The sequence below is a fragment of the Saliniferula longa genome, from assembly GCF_050789285.1.
GTDB lineage: Bacteria > Pseudomonadota > Alphaproteobacteria > Rhodobacterales > Rhodobacteraceae > CAVPWP01.
Window position 1 is genome coordinate 883,571 of record NZ_JBOUVX010000002.1, and the last position, 14,531, is coordinate 898,101.

Annotated in this window: 13 protein-coding genes; 9 read left to right on the plus strand and 4 right to left on the minus strand. The window is 67.3% G+C overall.

The genetic code is table 11. The features are described 5' to 3' along the window. The first annotated feature begins 127 nt into the window (after window positions 1-127). Both ACRDNQ_RS10875 and ACRDNQ_RS10880 read left to right on the plus strand, forming a co-directional pair. Window positions 128-1,420 carry an adenylosuccinate synthase gene (locus ACRDNQ_RS10875; protein ID WP_431828666.1) on the plus strand — a complete coding sequence of 431 codons (1,293 nt, stop codon included), beginning with the start codon at window positions 128-130 and terminating at the stop codon, window positions 1,418-1,420. Window positions 1,421-1,427: 7 nt separating this feature from the next. After that, window positions 1,428-1,661 carry a DUF2842 domain-containing protein gene (locus tag ACRDNQ_RS10880; RefSeq protein WP_431828667.1) on the plus strand — a complete coding sequence of 78 codons (234 nt, stop codon included), beginning with the start codon at window positions 1,428-1,430 and terminating at the stop codon, window positions 1,659-1,661. 232 nt (window positions 1,662-1,893) lie between these two features. Here the strand turns inward: ACRDNQ_RS10880 and ACRDNQ_RS10885 are convergent, their stop codons facing one another. Further along, entirely contained in the window at window positions 1,894-4,122 is a 2,229-nt protein-coding gene (locus ACRDNQ_RS10885; protein ID WP_431828668.1) for a hypothetical protein, read from the minus strand. A 224-nt stretch (window positions 4,123-4,346) separates the two neighbouring features. On the opposite strand from ACRDNQ_RS10885, the gene ACRDNQ_RS10890 reads away from it, so the two are divergent. Further along, window positions 4,347-5,030 (plus strand): thiamine diphosphokinase, encoded by a 684-nt coding sequence (locus ACRDNQ_RS10890; RefSeq protein WP_431828669.1) that lies wholly within the window; start codon window positions 4,347-4,349, stop codon window positions 5,028-5,030. Here the strand turns inward: ACRDNQ_RS10890 and ACRDNQ_RS10895 are convergent. Both ACRDNQ_RS10895 and ACRDNQ_RS10900 read right to left on the minus strand, forming a co-directional pair. Further along, window positions 4,954-5,874, minus strand: a complete 921-nt coding sequence (locus tag ACRDNQ_RS10895) for a DMT family transporter (RefSeq protein ID WP_431828670.1) — start codon at window positions 5,872-5,874, stop codon at window positions 4,954-4,956. The two genes, ACRDNQ_RS10890 and ACRDNQ_RS10895, sit on opposite strands and share 77 nt — an antisense overlap. 43 nt (window positions 5,875-5,917) lie before the next feature. Continuing rightward, on the minus strand, window positions 5,918-7,291 hold the full coding sequence (locus ACRDNQ_RS10900) for an L-serine ammonia-lyase (RefSeq protein WP_431828671.1): 1,374 nt from the start codon (window positions 7,289-7,291) through the stop codon (window positions 5,918-5,920). Between the two features lie 274 nt (window positions 7,292-7,565). On the opposite strand from ACRDNQ_RS10900, the gene rpiA reads away from it, so the two are divergent. The 6 genes from rpiA to ACRDNQ_RS10930 all read left to right on the plus strand — a co-directional run bounded on the left by rpiA (window position 7,566) and on the right by ACRDNQ_RS10930 (window position 13,886). After that, window positions 7,566-8,354 carry a ribose-5-phosphate isomerase RpiA gene (rpiA, locus tag ACRDNQ_RS10905; protein ID WP_431828672.1) on the plus strand — a complete coding sequence of 263 codons (789 nt, stop codon included), beginning with the start codon at window positions 7,566-7,568 and terminating at the stop codon, window positions 8,352-8,354. Between the two features lie 15 nt (window positions 8,355-8,369). Further along, complete coding sequence (locus ACRDNQ_RS10910; protein ID WP_431828673.1) at window positions 8,370-9,839, plus strand: FAD-dependent oxidoreductase; 1,470 nt, start codon at window positions 8,370-8,372, stop codon at window positions 9,837-9,839. Window positions 9,840-9,909: 70 nt separating this feature from the next. Next, the gene (hflK, locus tag ACRDNQ_RS10915) at window positions 9,910-11,049 is read left to right on the plus strand and encodes an FtsH protease activity modulator HflK (RefSeq protein WP_431828674.1); all 1,140 of its coding nucleotides are present in this window, start codon (window positions 9,910-9,912) and stop codon (window positions 11,047-11,049) included. Window position 11,050: 1 nt separating this feature from the next. Next, a complete protein-coding gene (hflC, locus tag ACRDNQ_RS10920) occupies window positions 11,051-12,082 on the plus strand; it encodes a protease modulator HflC (protein WP_431828675.1) in 1,032 nt (343 codons plus the stop codon). Further along, window positions 12,082-12,276 carry a DUF2065 domain-containing protein gene (locus tag ACRDNQ_RS10925; RefSeq protein WP_431829114.1) on the plus strand — a complete coding sequence of 65 codons (195 nt, stop codon included), beginning with the start codon at window positions 12,082-12,084 and terminating at the stop codon, window positions 12,274-12,276. The genes hflC and ACRDNQ_RS10925 overlap by 1 nt, the downstream gene beginning before the upstream one ends. 227 nt (window positions 12,277-12,503) lie before the next feature. Beyond that, window positions 12,504-13,886 carry a Do family serine endopeptidase gene (locus ACRDNQ_RS10930; protein WP_431829115.1) on the plus strand — a complete coding sequence of 461 codons (1,383 nt, stop codon included), beginning with the start codon at window positions 12,504-12,506 and terminating at the stop codon, window positions 13,884-13,886. Window positions 13,887-14,044: 158 nt separating this feature from the next. Here ACRDNQ_RS10930 and ACRDNQ_RS10935 read toward each other — a convergent pair whose 3' ends face one another. Beyond that, entirely contained in the window at window positions 14,045-14,431 is a 387-nt protein-coding gene (locus ACRDNQ_RS10935) for an OB-fold nucleic acid binding domain-containing protein (RefSeq protein ID WP_431828676.1), read from the minus strand. Window positions 14,432-14,531 lie beyond the last annotated feature (100 nt).

Genomic DNA, 14,531 nt, shown 5'->3' on the forward strand with positions numbered 1-14,531 from the left:
CGGTCGTTCGGTTTTGCCGAACTCCTAGCCCGCCGGGTGCCCCGTCACAAGGTCATTGCGCATTTGCGGTTTCATCGCCCCTGCCATGCCGATATACCGGCGCGGGTTTCAATTCGCGGAGCGGAACATGGCCAACGTCGTCGTTGTCGGCGCCCAGTGGGGTGACGAGGGCAAGGGAAAGATCGTCGATTGGCTGAGCGAACGCGCCGACGTCATCGCGCGCTTCCAGGGTGGCCACAACGCGGGTCACACGCTGGTCATCGACGGCACCGTCTACAAGCTGCACGCGCTGCCCTCGGGCGTGGTCCGCCCCGGCAAGCTGAGCGTCATCGGCAACGGCGTGGTCCTTGACCCCTGGCATCTGATGACCGAGATCGCCGCGATCCGCGCGCAGGGGGTCGAGATCACGCCCCAGACGCTGATGATCGCCGAGAACACGCCCCTTATCCTGCCCTTCCATGGCGAGCTCGACCGCGCCCGCGAGGGCCAGACGGCCGTCGCGAAGATCGGCACGACCGGGCGCGGCATCGGTCCGGCCTACGAGGACAAGGTGGGGCGGCGCGCGATCCGTGTCGCCGACCTTGCCGACCGCGCCACGCTTGAGCTGCGGGTCGACCGGGCGCTTGTGCACCACGACGCGCTTCGGCGCGGTCTGGGCCTCGATCCGGTGGATCGCGCGGGGCTGGTTGCCCAGCTCGAGGCCATCGCGCCCGAGATCCTGCGCTTCGCGGCCCCCGTCTGGAAGGTGCTGAACGAACGGCGCAAGGCCGGCAACCGCATCCTGTTCGAAGGGGCGCAGGGGGCGCTTCTCGACATCGATTTCGGCACCTATCCGTTCGTGACCTCCTCGAACGTGATTGCCGGGCAGGCGGCGACGGGCGTCGGGCTGGGCCCAGGGTCGATCGACTTCGTGCTTGGCATCGTCAAGGCCTACACCACGCGAGTGGGCGAAGGCCCCTTCCCGACCGAACTGCTGGATCCGGACGGCGAACGGCTTGGCGCGCGGGGGCACGAATTCGGCACCACCACCGGGCGCAAGCGACGCTGCGGCTGGTTCGATGCGGTCCTTGTGCGTCAGACCTGCGCCACAAGCGGGGTGAACGGGATAGCCCTGACGAAGCTGGATGTGCTTGACGGCTTCGACGAGCTGAAGATCTGCGTGGGCTACGACCTGGACGGCACGCGCATCGACCATCTGCCGACGGCGGCCGACCATCAGGCGCGGGTGACACCGATCTACGAAACCATGCCGGGCTGGTCCGGAAGCACCGAGGGTGCGCGCAGCTGGGCCGACCTGCCGGCGAACGCCATCAAGTACGTGCGCCGCGTCGAAGAGTTGATCGATTGCCCCGTGGCCCTACTTTCCACCTCGCCCGAGCGGGACGACACGATCCTCGTGACCGATCCCTTCGCCGACTGAGGTGCCCATGGCCCTGTCCTACAAGACGCGGCGGCGGTTGTCGCTGGTGATCCTGCTGGTGCTTCTGCCGGCGTACATCGTGACCGCGATCACCGTCCTGAACTGGCTCGGCCGTCCGCCGTTCCTGATCGAGCTTCTGGTCTACGTGGCCCTGGGCATCGTCTGGGCCTTGCCCCTCAAGGCCATCTTCAAGGGCATCGGGCAGGCCGATCCCGACGCTCCCCCCAGGGATTCACGTTAAAGCCGAAACGGGGCGATCTTCGGGAAGAAGGCCGCCCCGTCGCCGTGGCACCTTGCACAGCCGCTCCGCGGTGGCCGCCCGTTCGCGCCCGACCTGTTCCACCGACGGGGCAAGGGGGATGCCTGGCGTGCACCACGACCCTAAGGGCCAGACGCCGGGCGATCGGCAGAAAATGTGAAGGGCCGGCCGGGATGTTCCGGCCGGCCCCTTGCGTTCGTGCCGTGGTCCGGCGTCACTCGCCGGCGATACGCGCCTCGGGGTTGAAACGGGTGCTTTCGGCGACGGTGAACTGACCGCGCTTGAGCTTGCGGATCTTCCCCTGCCGCAGAAGCTGGCCAAACGACCGCAGACCAGCCTCGCGGGTGAATTCGCCGCTCGCCTCATAGCGGGCAACGCGCTTCATCAGCTGCGGGCGCGAAAAATGCGGGCGGTTCTCGACATAGGCGGCATAGGCGGCCGCGGCCTCGAGAAGATCCGTCAGGTCCTTGGCGCCCATCTTTTCCGCGAACTCGGCAAAGCGCGCGGCATCCTCGTAGCTCGAGCTTTCCACCTCGGGCGCGCCTTCGCCGTCTTCGTCATGCATGATGCGGCGCGGGCGGATGGGGCTGAGAACGCGCGAGGCCGCGTCGTCGACACGCAGTTCCGACACAAGCATGAGCGGGGTCTTGCCCTCGCCCAGCGGCTTCGGGCGCTCGCGCGAGACGTCTGCGGCCTCGGCGGCCGGGCGGCGGGGACGCACCACATGGGCAAGGTCGTCGCGGTACTGCGTCTGCACTTCGGCATCAGTCTTTTCGCGCGACGTAACTCGCTTGAGAAGACGATCGGCCTTGGTGGCGGCCACGGCGGCCTTCAGGTGCGCGATCGCGGACCGGCGGCGGCTGTTCTCGGTCTCGGCCATCTGGCTGTTCGTCTTCTCGAGAAGACGGTCGACATCGGCCGCGTCGCCCTCAGGCTCGGACAGCGGCCCAAGCCGTTCGCGCGCGGCCATGGCGCCGGCCGACACGTCCTCGTCGGTCTCGTCGCCGGTTTCGTCGGCGTCGTCCCAGCCCCAGTCACGGCGCGTGTCTTCGGCCTCAAGGTCTTCGTCCTCGAAGTCGTCGTCCATTTCCTCGTCGTCGAAGCCGGCGAAGGCGGCGCGATCCGCTTCATCCGCACTCTCGCGTTCCGACTTCGCGGTCTCGTCCGCGTGCTGGCTGATCGCGGCGCGGATGCCCGCAGCGATCGGATCGAGGTCGGCATCGTCGGACGCATCGTCGCTGTCGTCCTCGCCGATTTCCGACCCGGCCGCCCAGGCGGCGTCTTGCGCGGGCTCGGCAAGGCGGTCTTCGGCGACGGTGTCGTCGTCGTCATCATCCTCGTCGTCGTCGAAGGCGGCCCAATCCGTTTCGGTTGCAGCCGCATCCTCGGCTTCGGCCGCGGCGCTTTCGTCGGTCAGCGCCTGCGCGGCCTCGGTGGTTTCGGCGTCGCTCCAGCCATCCTGATCGGTCTGGAACTCCTCGCGGTTCAACTTGACGACATGGCCATAGGGTTCGGCGTCAGAGGCGTCCGCGTCGTCCGCGGACAGGTCTTCGGGGGCGAGGTCCCCGATCTCGTCGCTCTCGTCCGTCTCGTCGATCGCCGCGACCATGGGCTCGTCCCAGCGCTCTTCGGCGACCGTCTCGTGGTCGTCGCCGGCGTCCAGTTCGGCCTCGTCGGCGGAAAACTCGTCGGCGGCCAGTGCCACAGTCACGGACTCTTCGATGGCCGTCTCTTCGGCAGGCATTTCAGACAGGTCTTCGGCGGCTTCGCCGTCGGCGACCTCGTCTTCGGCCTCGACTGTGTCAGTGGTCTCGACCACGGCGACGCCGTCCTCGTCCTCGTCCTCATCGAACACGGCAAGGGCTTCGGCGATCTCCATCTCGGTGGCATCGCCTTCGAAGCCGGAATCATCGCCCTCGGCCGCCTCGGCGACCAGCGCGGCGTCGACCAGCGTTTCGTCGCCAGGCTGCGCATCGTCTGCGTCATCGGCCGCTGAAGCGGGCTCGGCGCGTGCCGCGCTGACCACGGCGCGAATGCGGCTCAGCTTCTCGGCGACGGTTTCGGCCTGCGGGGCGTCGGGCGCGGATGTCACATCGGCGACGTCCTGGGATTCCGGGAAGTCGGCGGCGCTCGTCGACGGTTCGAGATCGGCCTCGAACTCCGGCTCGGCATAGGTCGGCTTGGCGACCGGGGCAAAAGCCGTGGTGGCCGCTGCGGCCGCCTGGCCGGTGGTTGCACCACCCCGTGTCGCGGCCGGAGCGGCGTCGCCATCGGAAAGCTGCTTCAGGACGATCCCGTTGTCCTGGACACGCGCCTCAACCCGTCGCTGGATTTCCTTTTCGGCGATCCGATGCAACATTTCGGCGTCCGGGGTCGGAGGCTCGGCGCCGAAATACCGGTCATCCGCGGCAAGATCCCGGAAATACTCCGCGATCGACCGCATGGTCGAGAACGGATCGTCGAACCCTTCCAGGGTGCAAGAAAAGGTCCCGTATGAAACGGTAAGAATTTTGCTCGCGCCTACCATCTTCCGATCGCTTTCTCCCCCGATCCAGCAACAGTGTGTTTACCATGGCATCCATCGCAAATAAGAACGCAACTGCGGAATTGCAGGGATTTTTTCTGGTCGAGAATGTGGCAGGTTTCCATGAGGGCCCCAATCCGGCCATGATCGAAAGCATTGTTGAAACGCAACATTTCGTCACGATTCTCGGTCCTTCAGACCCTAGATCGGAAGATGTTGACGAAGCGTTGCGCCTGGCCCCGGTTCTTGTGGCGGCGGACGGCGCGGCAAGCCACGCGCTGGCGATGGGGCGCCTTCCCGACGCCGTAATCGGCGATCTCGATTCGATTCCCCCCGATCTTGCGCGCGATCTTCCCGCAGACCGGCTGCACCGAATCGACGAGCAGGACACGACGGATTTCGAGAAATGCCTCGTGCGCATCCGGGCGCCGCTGTGCCTGGCGGTGGGCTTCACCGGACGCCGGCTGGATCACGAGTTGGCCGTCTATTCGGCACTCGTGCGGCACAGCGCGCGGCCTTGCCTGGTGCTGGGCACCGAGGACGTGGCTTTCGCCGCGCCGGCGCGGCTGGCGCTGGACCTTGAACCGGGAACGCGGGTGTCTCTTTTCCCGCTCTCGCCCCTGCGCGGGTGGTCAGAGGGGCTGCGCTGGCCGATCGGCGCCGTTCCCTTCGATCCCGCGGGACGGATCGGCACCTCGAACGAGGCGACGGGCCCGGTCGCTCTGTCCTTCGAGCGGCCTGGAATGCTGGTCATTCTGCCGCGGGCGACGCTGCCGCAGGCGATGGCGGCGCTGGCCGCCGCGACAGGCGCCTCTCGCGGGCGATGATGTAAAGACCCGCGGCCATCGTCACGGCGATTCCGGCAAGCGCGAGACCGTTCGGGAAATCGCGGAAGATCATCCAGCCGATGAAGGTGGCGATCGGGATTTCCAGATATTGCATCGGGGCGACCGTCGCTGCCGGGGCGAAGCGCAGCGACCAGGTCAGCAAGAGGTGGCCGCCGGTCCCGATCAGGCCGAGAAGCACAAGAAGCGCCAGATCGCGCACCGGAACCTCGACCGGCCCACCATGGCCGAGAATCAGAACCGCAGGGACCAGGCACAGGGTCGCGAGGCCGCCAGTGATCGCCTGAAGCGAGATCGGGTCGGCTTCGCGCGACAGCTGGCGCGTCACCAGCATGAAAAGGGCGAAGATCACCGCGACGCCCATGGGCAGGAAGGCCGCCGCGCCGACCTCGACGAACGACGGCTGCACGACAAGAAGCGTGCCCGCAAACCCCACCGCGCAGGCCAAAAGTCGGCGGCTGCCGACCTCTTCGCCAAGAAAGACCTTGCCGAGAAACAGCATGAGGAACGGGAAGACATAGGCGATCGCCACCGCATCGGCGAGCGGAAGGACCTTCAACGCCTGGAAGAACAGCGCGACTCCGGCAACCTGAATGACGGTGCGCACCACGGTGAGCCGCCAGCCTCGGGGGCTGAGGCGCAGGCCGCCGGGCGTGCGCAGGGCAAGCGGCAGAAGAACGACCGCCTGAACTCCGAAACGCGCGGCCAGAAGCGTCAGCACCGGCCAGGCCGCGCCCAGGATCTTGGCGACGGAATCGGCCAGCGGCGCCAGCACGCAGAAGCCGAGCATCAGGAGAATGCCAAGAACGGGACGATCGCCAGTCATGCGGCACAGCCTATGGGCGCGTCGGGGCGCCGACAATCAAGCGTCAGCAATTGGGCACGTTGATCGCAAGCCCGCCGAGCGCGGTTTCCTTGTACTTGTGGCTCATGTCCTCGCCGGTCTGGCGCATCGTCTCGATCGCGGCGTCGAGGGGCACGAAATGTGTGCCGTCGCCGCGCAGCGACAGCGAGGCCGCCGAAACGGCCTTGATCGCGCCAAGTCCGTTGCGCTCGATGCAGGGAACCTGCACGAGGCCCTTGACCGGATCGCAGGTCATGCCGAGGTGGTGCTCGAGCGCGATCTCGGCGGCGTTCTCGACCTGGGCCGGCGTGCCGCCCATGACCGCGCAAAGGCCCGCCGCGGCCATCGCCGCGGCGCTTCCGACTTCGGCCTGGCAGCCGCATTCCGCGCCCGAGATCGAGGCGTTGTGCTTGATCAGCCCGCCGATGGCCGCAGCGGTCAGCAGGAAATCCCCGACGCGGGTGCGCGAGGCGCCGGGCACATGGTCAAGCCAGTAGCGGATCACCGCGGGCACCACGCCCGCCGCGCCGTTTGTCGGCGCGGTGACGACCTGGCCGCCGGCGGCGTTCTCTTCGTTGACCGCCATGGCATAGACGCTCATCCAGTCGTTGATGGTGTGCGGCGCGGTCAGGTTCATGCCGCGTTCGGCCAGGAGTTTCTCGTGAATGGCCTTGGCGCGCCGCTTGACGCTAAGGCCGCCCGGCAGGATGCCATCCCGCGAGAGACCACGCGTGATGCAGGCATCCATCACCTCCCAAAGGCGGGCAAGGCCGGCGTCAAGCTCGCGCGCGGACATGCGGCTGAGTTCGTTGGCCCGCTTCAGTTCGGCCACCGTCTTGCCGGTGGCTTCGCACATCTGGAGCATCTCGGCCGCAGAACGGAAGGGGTAGGGGACGGCGGGGCCGTCGTCCCGGTCCTTGCCTGCGGCAAGCTCGGCCTCGGTCAGCACGAAGCCGCCGCCTATCGAGTAATAGACCTCCTTCAGGATCGCGTCGCCCTGCGCGTCGGTCGCTGTCAGGATCAGGCCGTTGGCATGACCCGGCAGCGCCGGGCCGTAATCGAAGCTCAGATCGTGGTCCGGGGCAAAGGCCAGTTCGGGCAGGCCCGGCGGCGCGACCCTGCCGGTGGCGCGGATCGTGGCCAGCTTCGCTTCGGCCACCTCGGCGTCGTAGGTATCGGGCAGAAGGCCCGCGAGGCCAAGGATCACCGCGCGGTCGGTGGCGTGACCCACGCCGGTGAAGGCGAGCGATCCATGCAGCGAGGCGCGCAGTCCGTGCGCCGTGAAGGGCGAGGTGCGCAACCGCTCGAGAAACCGGGCGGCCGCCACCATCGGCCCCATCGTGTGCGACGACGACGGGCCGATGCCGACCTTGAACATCTCGAAGACGGAAAGGAACATCGCCGCGTCCTCCTTTCTGCCCGATGTAGGGTGCCTGGGCGCGCCACGCCACGCCGAAAGCGACCCGGGCACCGGCGAAGGCGTCAAAAGATGGCGCGCCTGCGGCGCATTCCCCTTTCAGGCCCTTTCGGGCCTTGTGCCTCCGGCGGGGATATTTGAACCAAGAAGAATGCCGGGGCCCGGCGTCCCGAGCGCCCGGGCGCGCGCTTTCCCCCTCGCCCCCGGTCGGCAATCTGCCTATAAGCCCGTGACGAACCGACGAAGGCCGACAGCGATGACCGACAATCTTTCGCCCATCGACACAGCGAAGTTCGTGGCCGCGCGGCGGGCCTGCGACTATGTCGCCTCGGGGATGCGCGTGGGCCTTGGCACCGGATCGACGGCCGCATGGCTGGTGAAGTCGCTGGGCGAGATGGTGCGCGAGGAGGGGCTGAAGATCACGGGCGTGCCGACCTCGGCCCGCACGGCGGATCTGGCCCGCGCGGCGGGCATAGAGGTCGTGAGCCTGGAGGAGGCGCGCTGGCTTGACGTCACCATCGATGGCGCGGACGAGTTCGACCCCGAGATGAACCTGATCAAGGGCGGCGGCGGCGCGCTCTTGATGGAAAAGATCGTGGCGACCGCGTCGGACCAGATGGTGGTCATCGCCGACACGACCAAGGAAGTGGCGGCGCTGGGCGCGTTTCCGCTTCCGGTCGAGGTCATCCCCTTTGGCTGGCAGACGACGCGCGGGCTGATCCAGGAAACGCTGTCGGGCCTTGACGTCATGGGCGACCGAGTGGTGCAGCGCATGGCGGGCGACGCGCCCTTCGTGACCGATCAGGGCAATTTCATCCTTGACCTGCATCTGGGCCGGATCGGCAACGCGCGGCAGCTTGCGCTGATCCTCAACCAGATTCCGGGCGTGGTCGAGAACGGGCTTTTCATCGACATCTGCGACGTGGTCATCATCGGCCATTCCGACGGCCGGGCCGAGGTGCGCGACATCAACTCGGGCACCGTCGAGGAAAGCCTGGTGCCCATGGGCGAGGCCGCCAACATCTTCCGCGACATGGCCGACTGAGCGGGCGGCGCCGGCATGGACTTCGACTACGACCTTTTCGTGATCGGCGGCGGCTCGGGCGGGGTGCGCGCGGCGCGCATCGCGGCGGCCGAAGGCAAGGCGAAGGTGGCGCTGGCCGAGGAAAGCCGGATGGGCGGCACCTGCGTCATCCGTGGCTGCGTGCCCAAGAAGCTCATGGTCTTCGCAAGCGAGTATCCGGGCCTCGTCGACGAGGCTGCGGCCTATGGCTGGGAGGCGTCGGCGGGGGCGTTCGACTGGCCGAGGTTCCGGGGGCATCTGGCGACCGAGCTCGATCGGCTGGAGCAGGTCTATCGCAGGAACCTCGAGCGGGCGGGCGTCACGATCTTCGATCAGCGCGCCACACTGGCCGATCCGCATACTGTGCGCCTCGCGGATGGAACGGCCCGGACGGCCAAGCACATCCTGATCGCTGCCGGAGGACGGCCGGTGCGGCCCTCGATGCCCAATGCGCATCTGGGCATGGTGTCCGACGACATCTTCGCGATGCCGTCCTTGCCCAAGTCGATCCTGATCGTGGGGGGGGGCTATATCGCTTGCGAATTCGCCTGCATTCTCAACGGGCTGGGTGTCGAGGTCACGCAGTACTACCGTGGCGCCCAGATCCTGCGCGGCTTCGATGACGAGGCGCGGGGACTGATTGCAGAGATGATGCGCGCGCAAGGCATCGACCTGCATCTTGGCACCAATCTTGTCGAGATGGCCCCGGCCGAGGGGCATCCCGAGCGCCAGCCGACAGAATTCGACGCGGCGATGGGCATGCCGGCGAGCGACAGCGACGCAGCCGGGCACGCCGCGCCAGCGGCGCCGCGCGGGGCGCCCTCGGGCCCGATCTGGGTCAAGGCGACGAACGGGTCCGAACGGGTGTTCGATGCCGTCCTCTTCGCCACCGGGCGCGCGCCGAATACCCCGGGTCTTGGCCTCGAGGATCTGGGTGTGAGGCTTGGCCGCAATGGCCAGGTGGTGGTCGACGCCTACAGCCAGTCCTCGGTTCCGTCGATCTTCGCGGTGGGCGACGTCACCGACAGGATCAACCTGACGCCGGTGGCGATCCGGGAAGGTCATGCCTTCGCCGACACGATCTTTGGCGGACGCAAGACGGCGGTCGATCATGACCTCGTGCCCAGCGCGGTCTTCACCCAGCCCGAGCTTGGCACGATCGGCCTGACCGAGGAGCAGGCGCGCGAGGCGCACCGGATCGAGGTCTACTGCACCTCGTTCCGGCCGATGCGCACGGCCTTCATCGACCGGCCCGAGCGTGTTCTGTTCAAGCTGATCGTCGAGGCGGACACGCGCCGGGTGCTGGGCTGTCATATCGTCGCGCCCGGGGCGGGCGAGCTGATCCAGATGATCGGCGTCGCGGTCAAGATGGGCGCGACGAAAGAGGACCTCGACCGGACGGTGGCGGTGCACCCGACCATTTCCGAGGAGCTCGTGACGATGCGAACCCCGGTTCGCACGGCTTGAAATACGCGTCCGAAACCACAGTTAGCTAAACAACATGGCACGGACCCAAGAAAAAGGGAAAGACACCTAGATGGCCAGCAACAACGGCGGACCCTGGGGAGGCGGCTCGCGCGGCGGCGGACCGCGCGGCGGCGGCGACGACGATCGCGGCGGCGACAGGAGACCGGGCGGCGAGGGGCCGCAGATCCCCGAAATCGAAGAGATCATGAAGAAGGGCCAGGAACAGCTGCGCGTCCTGATGGGCGGGCGTGGTTCCGGCGGGTCCGGAGCCGGCGGCGACGGCGGCCCGCGCATCACGCGGGGGATGGTGGGCCTTGGGGCACTGGGCCTTGCGGCGCTCTGGCTCTGGTCGTCGCTCTACACGGTGCGGCCGGAAGAACAGTCGGTCGAGCTGTTCCTGGGCGAGTTCTCGGCGCTGGGGAACCCGGGCCTGAACTTCGCGCCCTGGCCCTTCATGACCTACGAGGTCGTGAACGTCACGTCCGAGCGGACCGAAAACATCGGGACCGGCCGTGACGGTGTCGACGGCCTTATGCTGACCACCGACGCAAACGTCGTCGACATCGAATTCCAGGTCGTGTGGAACATCAACGACCCCTCGAAGCTTCTGTTCAACATCCGCGATCCGCAACTGACCGTGCAGGCCGTCTCTGAATCCGTCATGCGCGAGATCATCGCGGCCACGAACCTGGCTCCGATCCTGAACCGCGACCGTGGCATCATCGCCGACACGGCGCTTCAGAATATCCAGGCCACGCTGGACGAGTACGACTCGGGCATCAACGTCGTGCGGGTGAACCTTGACCGCGCAGACCCGCCCGCGGAAGTGATCGACGCCTTCCGGGAGGTGCAGGCCGCCGAGCAGGAGCGCGACCGCCTGCAGCGCCAGGCGGACGCCTATGCAAACCGCGTTCTGGCCGAAGCGCGCGGGGAAGCCGCGCAGATCCTCGAGCAGGCCGAAGGCTATCGCGCCCAGGTCGTGAACGAGGCGATCGGTGAGGCCAGCCGCTTCGTCGCCGTTGCGCAGGAGTTCAACAACGCCCCCGAGGTGACGCAGCGGCGGCTCTATCTCGAGACGATCGAACGGACCCTTGGCAGCCTTGACAAGGTCATCATCGACGAGGGCGGAAACGCCAGTGGGCAGGGGGTCGTACCCTATCTCCCTCTGAACGAACTGCGCCGCAACCAACCAGAGGCAGAGGGCAACTGAGATGCGAAAGTCTGCCTATATCATTCCTGCGGTCGTGGTGCTTGGCGCCGTCGGCCTGAGTTCGATGTTCATCGTGGACGAGCGCGAAAAGGCGCTGGTCCTGCAGTTCGGCCAGATCCGGCAAGTCGTCGAGGAACCCGGACTGGGGTTCAAGATCCCGTTCATCCAGGAGGTCGTCAAATATGACGGCCGCATCCTGTCGCTTGACACCGAGACGATCGAGGTCACGCCGTCGGACGACCGCCGGCTTGTTGTCGACGCCTTCGCGCGCTACCGGATCGCCGATGTCGTGCAGTTCCGCCAGGCCGTGGGCGTGGGTGGCATCCGCGTGGCCGAGGACCGGCTTTCGGCAATTCTCAACGCGCAGATCCGCGAGGTTCTCGGCGCCGATCAGGTAACATCCGACACCATCCTGTCGGATCAGCGTCGCGACCTTGCCCTGCGCATTCTCGCGCAGGCCCGGACCAGCGCGAACAGCCTTGGGATCGAGATCATCGACGTCCGGCTGAAGCAGACGAACCTGCCACAGCAGAACCTTGATGCGACTTTCGCCCGGATGCGAGCCGAACGCGAGCGCGAGGCCGCCGACGAGATCGCGCGCGGCAACGAGGCGGCGCAGCGTGTGCGCGCCGCGGCCGACCGGACCGTGGTCGAGACCCGATCGACCGCCAACCGCGAAGCCGAGATCACCCGAGGCGAAGCCGATGCCGAACGCAACCGCGTCTATGCCGAAGCCTTCGGCGACAACCCCGAGTTCTTCTCGTTCTACCGGTCGCTGTCATCGTTCGAGCGCACGCTGCAACAGTCCAATTCGACCATCGTGATCTCGCCCGACAGTGACTTCGTGTCCCCGCTTTTCGAGGCGATCCGGGCCGAGGGGCTGGGCGAGGTCAGCATCGAAGGGCTTGACCTCGAGGGGCTGCGGCGTCTTGTGCCGGAAACCGAGATCTCGCCCGATCTTCCCGCCGAAGCGCGCGAGCAGCTTGAAGGGACGGATGCGGCCGACGATCCCGCGGAAGTCGGAACTAATTGATCGGAACGCTCTTTCTGGGCATCGGTCTTGTGCTGATCATCGAGGGGCTGGTGTTCGCACTGGCCCCTTCGCGTCTGGAAGAGGTGCTCGAGATGCTGCGCCAGCTTCCGGTCGAGGCGCGGCGCCTTATCGGGCTGGGCGCGGTCACGCTGGGCCTCATCTTCCTGTGGGTCGCCGCGAACGCGGGCCTCTGACAGGGGCGGCACCCCTCGCGGCGCTGTCACGAGGTAGTGACGGCGCGCGAGCAGACTTTGCGTTGCGGCCCGCGGCCCTTATCTTGATCAGTAGTGACGCACCCGGGCAGTCGCATCCGGGAAAGACTCTGTTCTTCTGAAAGGAGGTCGGCGTGCAACCGACAGCATCGCTCGCCACACCGAGCACCCCATCGGCCCCGAGGGCCCTCTGGCTTCTGATCCTCGGCATGGCCTTCGCCATCGCCCAGGTGATCGCGACGCCCGTCCGCGCCGCGCCCGAAAGCTTTGCCGATCTGGCCGACAAGGTCAGCCCGGCGGTCGTGAACATCACCACCTCGACCACGGTCGCGGCCTCGACCGGGCCGCAGCCCATCGTCCCAGAAGGATCGCCCTTCGAGGATTTCTTCCGGGACTTCCTTGATCGTAACGAGGACGGCCAGCGCCCGCGTCGCAGCCAGGCGCTTGGGTCGGGCTTCGTCATTTCGGAAGATGGCTTCATCGTGACGAACAACCACGTCATCGCCGGGGCTGACGAGATCCTTGTCGAGTTCTACTCGGGCGAGGAGCTTCCGGCTGAGGTGATCGGCACCGACCCGAACACCGACCTTGCACTTCTGAAGGTCGAAAGCGACGTGCCGCTGTCCTTCGTGCCCTGGGGCGACAGCGAGAACGCCCGCGTTGGCGACTGGGTCATGGCCATGGGCAACCCGCTTGGCCAGGGCTTCTCGGTGTCTTCGGGCATCATCTCGGCCCGAGGCCGGGCACTGTCGGGCAGCTACGACGACTACATCCAGACCGATGCCGCCATCAACCGCGGCAACTCGGGCGGACCGCTCTTCAACATGGACGGCGAAGTGATCGGCGTGAACACCGCGATCCTGTCGCCCAACGGTGGGTCGATCGGGATCGGCTTCGCCATGTCGAGCCGCGTGGCCGAGGGCGTCATCCAGCAGCTGAGCGAGTATGGCGAAACGCGCCGGGGCTGGCTGGGCGTCCGTATCCAGGACGTCACGGACGACCTGGCCGAGGGCCTTGGCCTTGACGAAGCGCGCGGCGCGCTTGTGACCGACGTGCCCGAAGGTCCGGCCGCCGATGCCGGCATGCAGTCCGGCGACGTGATCATCGCCTTTGAAGGCGCGGATATCGACGATACCCGCGATCTGGTCCGCCGGGTCGGCAACACCGAGGTCGGCGCCGTGGTGCGGATCGTGGTCTTCCGCAACGGCGAGACCGAAACGCTGGACGTCACCCTTGGCCGGCGCGAGGATGCCGAGCGGGCGGTGCCTGCCTCGGTCAACGCCGAAGAGCCGATCGAGGGCGAGGCGCTGGGTCTGTCGCTGTCGGAAATGACCGACGAACTGCGCACGCAGCTTGGCCTGCCCGCCGATGCGGGAGGGCTTGTGGTCACCGATGTTGCCGGTGATTCCGAGGCGTACGAAAAGGGCGTGCGCGCCGGCGACGTGATCACCGAGGCCGGCCAGCAGCCGGTGTCCGCGGTGTCGGACATCGAGGACCGGATCGCCGAGGCGAAGGACGCGGGCCGCAAGTCGCTTCTGCTGCTTGTCCGGCGCGAGGGAGATCCGCGCTTCGTCGCGCTGTCGCTGGAATAGGCCAGGCTCGGCAAGAGTCGATTGCGGGGTGCCCATCGGGCGCCCCGTGTCCGTTGGGGGCGCTCCGCCGCCGTGCCGGCCGCGGAGCGGTGCCTCCGGCGGGGATATTTGACCCAAGAAGAATCCGCCGGCGGGTCCGCGGCCGGCACGGCCGGGCCTCAGGGCTGATCACCCGCCTTGCAGGGCGTGTGCACGGCCCGCGCGACGGAGTGGTCGCGCAGCAATTCGTCCAGCATCCAGCTGATGTCCTCGACCTCTTCGGCGATCAGGTGCGTGACCGCGCCCTCGCGCTGGAGCCGCCCGGTCACCCGAAGGCAGCGTCCGGCGATCACCGCGCGGCGGAAGCGTTCGTAGATCTTTCGCCAGACGATCACGTTGACGATGCCGGTCTCGTCCTCGAGCGTGACGAAGATCACGCCCTTCGCGGTGCCGGGCCTCTGGCGCACCAGGACGAGGCCGGCCATCGCGATGCGCCTGCCCGCCGGCACCTCGTCGAGGCGGGCGTTCGGAACGCAGTGGGGCGGGCGGGGAACCGTGTCGGCCATGAGAACATAAATAGAACATCCGCGCGCACGCGCAACCGTGAGCCTTTCGGAGCGATCGGGTCTGGCCCCCCGCCGCCCGCTTCGCTAGGAAAGGGCGATT

Excerpts from the sequence above, each read along its gene's own strand:
- hflC (WP_431828675.1), top strand. The coding sequence starts at position 11,051 with ATGCGAAAGTCTGCCTATATCATTCCTGCGGTCGTGGTGCTTGGCGCC.
- ACRDNQ_RS10895 (WP_431828670.1), bottom strand. The coding sequence starts at position 5,874 with ATGACTGGCGATCGTCCCGTTCTTGGCATTCTCCTGATGCTCGGCTTC.
- hflK (WP_431828674.1), top strand. The coding sequence starts at position 9,910 with ATGGCCAGCAACAACGGCGGACCCTGGGGAGGCGGCTCGCGCGGCGGC.
- ACRDNQ_RS10910 (WP_431828673.1), top strand. The coding sequence starts at position 8,370 with ATGGACTTCGACTACGACCTTTTCGTGATCGGCGGCGGCTCGGGCGGG.
- ACRDNQ_RS10885 (WP_431828668.1), bottom strand. The coding sequence starts at position 4,122 with ATGCGGTCGATCGCGGAGTATTTCCGGGATCTTGCCGCGGATGACCGG.
- rpiA (WP_431828672.1), top strand. The coding sequence starts at position 7,566 with ATGACCGACAATCTTTCGCCCATCGACACAGCGAAGTTCGTGGCCGCG.
- ACRDNQ_RS10875 (WP_431828666.1), top strand. The coding sequence starts at position 128 with ATGGCCAACGTCGTCGTTGTCGGCGCCCAGTGGGGTGACGAGGGCAAG.
- ACRDNQ_RS10935 (WP_431828676.1), bottom strand. The coding sequence starts at position 14,431 with ATGGCCGACACGGTTCCCCGCCCGCCCCACTGCGTTCCGAACGCCCGC.
- ACRDNQ_RS10930 (WP_431829115.1), top strand. The coding sequence starts at position 12,504 with ATGGCCTTCGCCATCGCCCAGGTGATCGCGACGCCCGTCCGCGCCGCG.
- ACRDNQ_RS10900 (WP_431828671.1), bottom strand. The coding sequence starts at position 7,291 with ATGTTCCTTTCCGTCTTCGAGATGTTCAAGGTCGGCATCGGCCCGTCG.
- ACRDNQ_RS10880 (WP_431828667.1), top strand. The coding sequence starts at position 1,428 with ATGGCCCTGTCCTACAAGACGCGGCGGCGGTTGTCGCTGGTGATCCTG.
- ACRDNQ_RS10890 (WP_431828669.1), top strand. The coding sequence starts at position 4,347 with ATGATCGAAAGCATTGTTGAAACGCAACATTTCGTCACGATTCTCGGT.